The following is an 8,031-nucleotide window of genomic DNA, read 5'->3' as shown; positions in this document are numbered from 1 at the left end:
GTGCCGGCTGTCCGGCACCCCGGCGGGCGCGCTGCCCGGCCGACGCTGCGGCGGCCGGCCCCGCGCGGCGGCCCGGCGGGCGGGGACCCGGCGGCGGCCCGGCATCCACCAGTTCCAGGCGCCCATGAGCCGCATCGAGGCGGGCACGACCACGAGCCGGATGACCGTGGCGTCCAGGGCGATGGCGACCGCCATGCCGAACCCGAGCTGCTTCATGGGCAGGATCCCCGCGAAGGAGAAGGCCCCGAAGACCACGATCATCAGCAGGGCCGCCCCGGAGATGAGGGGTGCGGTGTTGGCCAGCCCGCGCGCGACGCTGCCGGTGTCGTCCCCGGTCTGCTGGTGGTACTCGCGGACCCGGTTGAGGAGGAACACCTCGTAGTCGGTGCTGAGGCTGAACAGCAGGGTCAGCAGCAGCACCGGGATGAAGTTCTGGATGTAGCCGGTGCGCTCGAAGCCGAGCAGGTCGGCGCCGAAGCCGTGCTGGAAGACCAGGACGAGCACGCCGTAGGTGGCCGCCACCGACAGCATGTTGATGAGGATCGCCTTGAGCGGCAGGAACACCGACCGGAAGCTGATCAGCAGGAACAGGTAGATGATGCCGAGCATCGCCAGGACGACCTTCGGCATCGTCCGGGTGATGGCGTCGTTGCTGTCCACCCCCTGCGCCGTCTCGCCGCCGACGGCGACCGAGAGACCGGGAGCGTCCAGGTCCGACGCCTGCGCCCGGACGGCCGCCAGCAGGTCCTGAGTGCTGTCCGCGGACGCCGGGGCATCGGGGACGACGCTGAGCAACAGCCGCCGGCCGTCGTCGGAGAGGTGGTGGTCGACCGTCTGGCGGACGTCGGGGGGCAGCGCCCCCCGGGCGTCCCCCGCCGCGGCGGCCAGCGGGTCGGCGGCGTTCACCGCGGCCAGCGCGTCCAGGGCGGAGTCCACCCGGACCACCGACGGCAGGGCCGCCAGCCGGTCGCGCAACCCGAGGACGGCGGCGCCGTCGTCGGAGCCCAGGGGTTCGGGCGAGCTCACCAGCACCTGCAGCGGCGCGGTGGAGCCGGGCCCGAACTGCTCCTCCATCACGGCGAACCCGGCCCGCACCGGCTCGTCGGCGGGGATGATCCGCGAGTCGGGGGTGAAGGTCTGCAGGCCCAGCGACGGCGCCGCCAGCAGCAGCAGGCCGCCGACGCTCACGGCCAGGAACAGCACGGGGCGCCGCATGACGCGGTCGGCGAAGGCGACCCAGCGCGCGGCGGCCGGCCGGCGGTGCGTCCCCTGGCGGACGAAGACGACGCCCCGCTCGATGCGCCGTCCCAGCAGGTGCAGGACCACCGGGAGCAGGACCACGCTGGTGAGCACGGAGAAGGCGACGACGACCACCGCCCCGAGGGCGATCGACCCGATCACGCCGAGCGGGACGAGGAACAGCGTGCACATCGCCGCGATCACGGTGACGCCGGAGAAGAGCACGGTCTCCCCGGAGGTCCGCAGCGTGGCGGCGACGGCGCTCTCGACGTCCCGGCCCGAGGCGAGCTCCTCCTTGAACCGGGCGATGACGAACAGCGAGTAGTCGACCCCGACCCCGAGCCCGAGCATGGTCGCGGTGTTCTGCACGAACAGCGACAGCTCGTAGTGGCCGGCGAGCACGCTCAGCACGGCCAGGGTGAGCACGATGGAGGTGACCCCCACCACCAGGGCGACCAGCGCCGCGACGACGCCGCCGAAGAGCACCAGCAGCACGAGCAGGATGAGCGGCAGGGTGATCAGCTCGGCCCGGGCCAGCCCCTTCTCGCTGAGCTCGTTCACCTCGCCCCAGAAGGACGCCGCACCGACCAGCGACACCTGCAGGCCCCGGTCGGCGAACTGCTCGCGCAGGTCGGACTGGATCTCGGGCAGCTCCTGCCGGGCGCGGCCCTCCTCGATGCCGAGGCCGACGACGTCGACCGCGGTGCGCAGGTCGGCACCGAGGAAGGGGGCGCGCGCCTCCGGCCCCAGCGTCGACCAGCCGTAGCTGCTCCGGACGTCGAGCGTCTCGTCGGCGGCCACCGCGGCCATCGCCTCGCGGACCCGCCCCTCGAACGGCTCCTCCTGCGCCGTGTGAGACGTGTCCCGGACGACGACGGTCAGGGTGCTCGCCGCGCGGCCGACGAAGCCGCTCTGCAGGGCCTCCTCCACGGCCGCGGACTGCGAGCCCTCGACCTCCCACCCGCCGCCGCTCAGCCGGCCCGGGAGGCCCATGGCGAGGACGCCCGCGCAGGCGACGGCGACGATCCAGACGACGGCGATCGGCCAGCGCCACCGCCGGGTGGCGGAGGCGTAGCGCTCGATCACCTCCTCCGCTCCGACCCGTGCTCCAGGACCGCGAGGTCCCGCAGGGCGAGGGCGAGCACCCACGGCTTGCGCAGCCGGGTGACCAGGTGCGTCACGGGCGGCCGCACGGCGCGGTGGGCGTCGACGACCGTGTGGCGGCGGACCGGCCGGCCGTCGAGCACGTCGATCACCATCCGGGCGGTGAGCGCGCCGAACAGCATCGAGGTGTAGACCAGCTGGGAGACGCTCTCCTCACCGGTCGCCACCGAGCGGCGGGCGCTCTCCAGCATCTCGACCGGCACGACGCGCAGCGGGACGACCCGTCGCAGGAGGCTCCACGTCCGCCCCTCCTCGACCTGGGCGGCGGTGATGGCGCCGTCGAAGGCGGTCCCGGGACGCCGGTAGTCGTAGAAGCGCACGTACTGCGTCCCGGCCATGTCGTAGCCGGAGATGACCGGCCGGCGCGCGCGGGCGGCCGCCTCGTGCAGCGCGTACTTGGCCCGCCACCCGGCCGGCTCGGTCACGTCGACACCGTCGACCACCAGGTCGCAGGAGCCCACCATCGCCGCGACGGTGCCGGGCCGGATGCCGTCGGTGTCGACCCAGGTGCGGGCCCGCGGGTTGATCTCCGCCACGCGGCGGGCGCAGACCTCCGCCTTGTTGCGGCCGATGTCCTCGCGTCCCGCGCTCTGCCGGTTGAGGTTGTTCAGCTCGTAGCTGCCGTTGTCGGCGAGCACGAAGTCCTCGACGCCCAACCGGGTCAGCGGCTCGACGACGGCACCGCCGGTCGATCCGCACCCGGCGACCAGCACCGTCGCGGCCCGCAGCCGCTGCTGCGACTCCGGGGGGACGAAGCCCCGGTTGCGGCTGGTGAACTCGTCGTAGACGTCGATCGGGAGCGGGGTCATCGCAGGTGCCCTTCCGGGTGCGGGTGGGGAGGTCATCGGACGGCGGTGAACGGGAGGGTCGTGGTCACGCGGCGGACGGTGGTGTCGGCGCGGGCCCGGCCCGGGCGGTCGCCGGCCTCACCCGGACCCGGGTGCGGCGGCTGGTCGAGCAGCCGGTCGTGCTCGTCGAGCCAGGTCCGCAGCTCGTCGCGGCACCGGCGCTCGGACTCGTCGATGCGGTCCAGCTCGGCGCGCAGCCGCCGGCCGCGGACGACCAGGTCGTCGACCTCCGCCCCCCGGGGCGCCCGGGATGCGGCGGCGACGATCTGCGCGGCCTCGTCGCGCGCGTCGGCGAGGATCGCCTCCGCCTCCGCCCGGGACCGCGCCACGATCTCGGCGGCATCGCCGGTGGCGTCGGCCAGGACCTGCTCGGCCATCCGCTCGGCGTGCAGGAGGGTGCGCAGCGCCACGGACGGGGTGCCGTCCTCCTCCGCGGGAGCCGCGGCACGCAGTCCGGCGGGAGCCGCGGCACGCGGCCCGGCGGCGTCCGCCCCAGAGCCGCCCGGCGCCTCGCCCGACGGCGCCCGGACGCCGGCCGGCCGCCCCAGTTCCTCCTCGATCCAGTCGAGGAAGGCGTCGACCTCTCCGATGTCGTAGCCGCGGAAGGTGACCCGGAACTCCTGGGCCCTGATGTCGGCGGGGTCGATCGGCACGGTGGTTGCTCCTCTCGGGGTGGTCGGGGCGGTACCGGGTGTTCCGGACCGGGCTTCCAGGGGTCAGGCGACGACGCGCTCCGTCGTCCCGTGCAGGGCGCCGGAGAGTGCGCCGGTGGCCTCGAAGAGGTCCGGGGCGGCGAGCGTGGTCTCCAACAGCTCGATGCGCTCCAGCAACTCCCCGCGGTCGGGGACGTTCGCGACGAAGGGCTTGACCTGGCCGCGCTGCGTGTAGGCCAGGTGCAGCAGGTCGCCGTCCGGCAGCCAGGGCCGGGTGTCCTCGATCAGCTGCACGTCCAGCCCGGCCAGCAGCAGGTGCCGGAGAGCGACGTCCTCCTCGACGTCCCCGACCAGGACCCGGACGGCGGGCTCGACGGCGACCAGCGTCCGCCCCGCACCGAGCAGCAGCTCCAGCGTCACGCGCAGCCGCTGCGCGCGGTCGGTGAGGGTCCGGGCGTGCACGAACCGCTTCAGCTCGCGGACCTGGTCGGTGCGGACCCCCGGCGGGGCGGGGACGCGGGTGAAGACGTTGAGCCCGTGCGCCTCCTCGACCGGGAACGGCGCCCGGTCGGGCGCGAGGAGCGCCCGCGGATCGCGGTCCGCGGACGTCGTGAGGCTGAGGTAGCCGAGGATCCGTCCGGTCCGGCCGCTGAGCGTCAGCACGTGCACGTCGTCGGGGTGCAGGGACTGCGGCGGTTCGCAGAACCCGGCACTGCGGTGCAGCGCCTCCTCGCACGCCCAGCCGAGCTGGAGGTACTGGGCCAGCCGGAAGCCCTGCAGGCCGAGGACGTAGCGGTGCGGGAGCTGCTCGGTGGTGGCGGCGACGGTCACCAGGCCGTCGCCGCGCACGGCGAGGTGTGGGAGGTCGCCCTGCGGGAGGTGCTCGAGCAGCCGGCGGTAGCTCATCCGCTCGTGCATGGCCACGATGTCGGCGGCGTACCGGCGGGTGGTGTCGCTGGTCGGGGTGGTGCACATGTCATCGCTCCGTCCGGGATCGGGTCGCCGAGCTCAGAACTCGTCCTCGGCGTACAGGGACTCGGTGATCGCGAGGGCGAGCACCTCCGGCGTGCCCTCGTAGATGCGGGCGCCGAGCGCCTCGCGGAGGTACTTCTCCATCCCGAAGTCCCGGACGTAGCCGCGGGCGCCCATGAGCGACATGGCCTCCTCGGCCACCTCGACGGCGATCCGGTCGGCGAACAGCTTCGCGACGGCCGGCTCGTAGGTGGGAGCCGGGATCTCGGTGTCGGCCAGGTGGGCGGCCCGCAGGTAGAGCAGCCGGGCGGCGTCGACCTTCGCCGACATCTCCGCCAGCTTGCGGGCGGTGAACTGGTGGCGGTGCAGGGGGACGCCGCCCTGGATCCGCTCGCCGCACCACTGCCGGGCGAGGTCGAGCGCCCCGCGGGCGACGCCGGTGGAGATGGCGGCCACCGCGGCGCGGGCCATGTTCATCTGCTGGACGTTGATGAACACGCCGCCGCCCTCCCCGCCGATCACGTTCTCGGCGGGCACCCGGACGTCGCGGAAGGACATCTCGGTCCCCAGGCAGGCGCGGTAGCCCATCTTGTCCGCGACGTCCCCGAGGGTGATCCCCGGCTGGTCGAGCGGAACGACGAAGCAGGTGAGGGCGCTGGCGCCCGGAGCGCCCTCGATGTTGGCGAAGACCGTGGCGTAGGTGGCGACCTTGCCGTTGGTGATGAACTTCTTGGCGCCGTTGAGGACGTAGTGGTCGCCGTCGCGGCGGGCCTGCATGACGTCGATGGCGAACTGGGCGTTCTCGGGGATGAGCAGGTCGCAGCCGGCCAGCTCCTCGGTGATCGCGTTGCAGGCGAGGACCGGCTCGTCCCCGGAGAACAGCGGCAGGAACCGGGCCTGCAGCGCCGGGTCGCCCGACAGCAGCAGCGGTGCCTGCCCGAGCATCGTCGCGCCGAAGATCAGGGCGAACCCGGCGTCGACGGCGGCCAGCTCCTCGAGGGCGACCGCGACGCCGAGCTCCCCGTAGCCGAGACCGCCGTGCTGCCGGGAGATGACCAGGCGGGTGAGACCGAGCTGGTGTCCCTCGGTCACCAGCTGCCAGTCGAAGTCCGCGGCGTCGGACTGGTCGAGGCGCCGCACCTCGGGGCGGAGCCGCTCCTGGGCGAACTCCCGGACGCGGTCCCGCAACGCCTCCACGGCGGGGGGCAGGGAGGTGAAGGTCGGGCCGGTGGTCTCGGGGAGGGAGGTGTCGAGCATGGCTGGGGTGCTCCTTCTGGCAGGGCGAACGGGGAGGAGTCGTCGGGCGGCGCGCGCGGGGCGCCGGTCCGGGGGGCCGCTCAGGTGGCGGAGACGCCGGCGGCCGCGGCCAGGGCCGGATAGCGGTCGAACGCCGGGCGCAGCAGCGGCACGAACTCGATGACCTTGGCCACGCTGCCCTTGATCCGGATCTTCCCGGTGGCCACCGCGATGGGCATGAGCAGCCGGCCGGCCCAGAGCGCGTCGGCGGTGTCGCAGGACATCTTGATCAGCAACGTCGTCGGCGCGGGCGGCGCGTCGACCCGCACCCCGTCGGCGTCGACGAGCAGCTCGAACTCGGGCTTGGTGTGGACGAACCGCACCGACAGGGACTGGTCGCGGACCAGCCGGGCGAAGTCGTCGTCCTCCAGCATGATCTCGAACAGCTGCGAGAAGACGGCGACGGCCTGGGCCTGGGACGTGTACACGGGCATGGCGGGACCTCGGGTTCCGGGGATGGGGGGGTCCGGGCGGAGGCGCCCGGCGTTCGGGAGGGGTGGTCGGGGGCACGGGCGGCGGGCGCGGGCGGACCGCGGACCGGGGCGCGGCCGGGTGCTGCCGGCCTCACGCGGCGACCTCGGGACGCATCCGCTCGGAGGAGTCGTCGGACCGCAGCTGGGAGACGACCGAGGTGAGGAACAGCGGCGACCGGATGATCCCGAGGTGCCCGACGCCCGGGACCAGGACGTTGGTCGCGCGCAGGGCGCGCTCCTCGAGCCGCGAGGAGCGCGGCCGGACGACCAGGTCGCGGTCGGAGTAGTAGGAGACCCAGCGGACGCTGCTGGCCCGGGCTCCCCGGCGCAGGTCCTCGAGGATCCCGGACCCGGGGGTCAGCGCGGCGGCGACGGTGCCTCGGCCGAGCCGGGCGGCGAGCGTGCCGCGGTGCGGCGCGGCGACGGTGACGGCGGTCCGGACGTGCGGCTCCAGCCCCAGTTCCTGGACGGCGTAGCGGACGACGACCCCGCCCAGGCTGTACCCGATGAGGTGCACCGAGTCGGCGCCCGCGCGCTCCATGGCGTCGTGGCAGTCCGAGACGAGCGCCCGCGCGACGTCGGTCACGCACCGGGCGAAGGGGCTGTAGGTCGTGGCGTGCGAGGGAGCGAAGCCGGCGGCGCTCAACCAGTGCTCGAGGAGGGACCACGTCGAGGCGTTGCCGCCGAAGCCGTGCACGAGCACGACGGGGGTCCGGGAACCGGCGGCGGGAGCGTGCGGGGCGGGCAGCTCGCGGAGGGCGGGGCCGCTCCGGGCGGAGTGGAGGTCGACCAGGTGCAGCACGCCGGTGACCGCGGTCTCGTGGACCGACTGTGCGACGTCCAGGGCTCGCGACGTCAGCGGGAGAACGATGCGCACGGGGTCCTCCTCGTCTGCGTCGGGCTGCTGGGGACGGTGGTCGGGGTGGGGCCGGTGCCGGTCAGGCGGCGGCGGTCAGGGCGGGGACGGCGCTGCGGGCGGCGGCCGGGACGACGGTCAGGCGCGGGGTGGCGGACACGCGGGCGGTGATGTCGACGGCGGTGGTGGTGCGGGCGGCGGCGTCGCGGGCGGCGATCTGGCGGGCGAGGTGCCACGCGGTGCAGTCGTCGCAGTAGGCCAGCCACTTGCGCTCGGTGTGACGCAGGCACGGAATGGGAGCGGACATTTTCTCTCTCCTCTTCGAGAGGTTCGGGAATGGATTCCCGTGTTTTCTTGGTGAGGAAAGAATGGCGTCCGCGCGGCCGCCGGAACATCGAGCGGACCCCCCAGAACGCCGTCCGGAGCCCCCGTTTCCGGGGTGGGGTCTCCACCCCCGCCGACGCCGGGAGCGCCCCCGTCGCCACCTGCCGACGGCAGCCGCCCGGCCCGTCGGACGCGGTCGTCCGACG

The 8,031-nt window shown here is 74.2% G+C and carries 8 protein-coding genes; all 8 read right to left on the bottom strand.

From position 1 onward, the window contains the following. Positions 1–2,325, bottom strand: a 2,325-nt coding sequence (locus PGN05_RS24035) for an MMPL family transporter (protein ID WP_419755104.1), incomplete at its 3' end; no start/stop codon positions are given. After that, complete coding sequence (locus PGN05_RS24030; RefSeq protein ID WP_419755103.1) at positions 2,322–3,212, bottom strand: HesA/MoeB/ThiF family protein; 891 nt, start codon at positions 3,210–3,212, stop codon at positions 2,322–2,324. The genes PGN05_RS24030 and PGN05_RS24035, both read right to left, overlap by 4 nt. 32 nt (positions 3,213–3,244) lie before the next feature. Then, on the bottom strand, positions 3,245–3,904 hold the full coding sequence (locus tag PGN05_RS24025; protein ID WP_419755102.1) for a DivIVA domain-containing protein: 660 nt from the start codon (positions 3,902–3,904) through the stop codon (positions 3,245–3,247). A 63-nt stretch (positions 3,905–3,967) separates the two neighbouring features. Beyond that, entirely contained in the window at positions 3,968–4,879 is a 912-nt protein-coding gene (locus tag PGN05_RS24020; protein ID WP_419755101.1) for a hypothetical protein, read from the bottom strand. A 33-nt stretch (positions 4,880–4,912) separates the two neighbouring features. Further along, the gene (locus PGN05_RS24015; protein WP_419755100.1) at positions 4,913–6,133 is read right to left on the bottom strand and encodes an acyl-CoA dehydrogenase family protein; all 1,221 of its coding nucleotides are present in this window, start codon (positions 6,131–6,133) and stop codon (positions 4,913–4,915) included. Between the two features lie 80 nt (positions 6,134–6,213). Beyond that, complete coding sequence (locus PGN05_RS24010) at positions 6,214–6,606, bottom strand: hypothetical protein (RefSeq protein ID WP_419755099.1); 393 nt, start codon at positions 6,604–6,606, stop codon at positions 6,214–6,216. A gap of 130 nt (positions 6,607–6,736) precedes the next feature. Next, positions 6,737–7,522, bottom strand: coding sequence for an esterase/lipase family protein (locus PGN05_RS24005; protein ID WP_419755098.1), 786 nt, complete (start codon positions 7,520–7,522; stop codon positions 6,737–6,739). Between the two features lie 61 nt (positions 7,523–7,583). Continuing rightward, the gene (locus tag PGN05_RS24000) at positions 7,584–7,808 is read right to left on the bottom strand and encodes a hypothetical protein (RefSeq protein WP_419755097.1); all 225 of its coding nucleotides are present in this window, start codon (positions 7,806–7,808) and stop codon (positions 7,584–7,586) included. Between the last annotated feature and the right edge of the window lie 223 nt (positions 7,809–8,031).

The organism is Geodermatophilus sp. CPCC 206100 (assembly GCF_048569675.1).
Lineage (GTDB): Bacteria > Actinomycetota > Actinomycetes > Mycobacteriales > Geodermatophilaceae > Geodermatophilus.
This window is presented reverse-complemented; position numbering and strand designations above follow the sequence as displayed.

Bases quoted from the DNA above. Each gene is read 5' to 3' on its own strand.
- PGN05_RS24030 (WP_419755103.1), bottom strand. From the start codon at position 3,212: ATGACCCCGCTCCCGATCGACGTCTACGACGAGTTCACCAGCCGCAAC.
- PGN05_RS24020 (WP_419755101.1), bottom strand. From the start codon at position 4,879: ATGTGCACCACCCCGACCAGCGACACCACCCGCCGGTACGCCGCCGAC.
- PGN05_RS24015 (WP_419755100.1), bottom strand. From the start codon at position 6,133: ATGCTCGACACCTCCCTCCCCGAGACCACCGGCCCGACCTTCACCTCC.
- PGN05_RS24010 (WP_419755099.1), bottom strand. From the start codon at position 6,606: ATGCCCGTGTACACGTCCCAGGCCCAGGCCGTCGCCGTCTTCTCGCAG.
- PGN05_RS24000 (WP_419755097.1), bottom strand. From the start codon at position 7,808: ATGTCCGCTCCCATTCCGTGCCTGCGTCACACCGAGCGCAAGTGGCTG.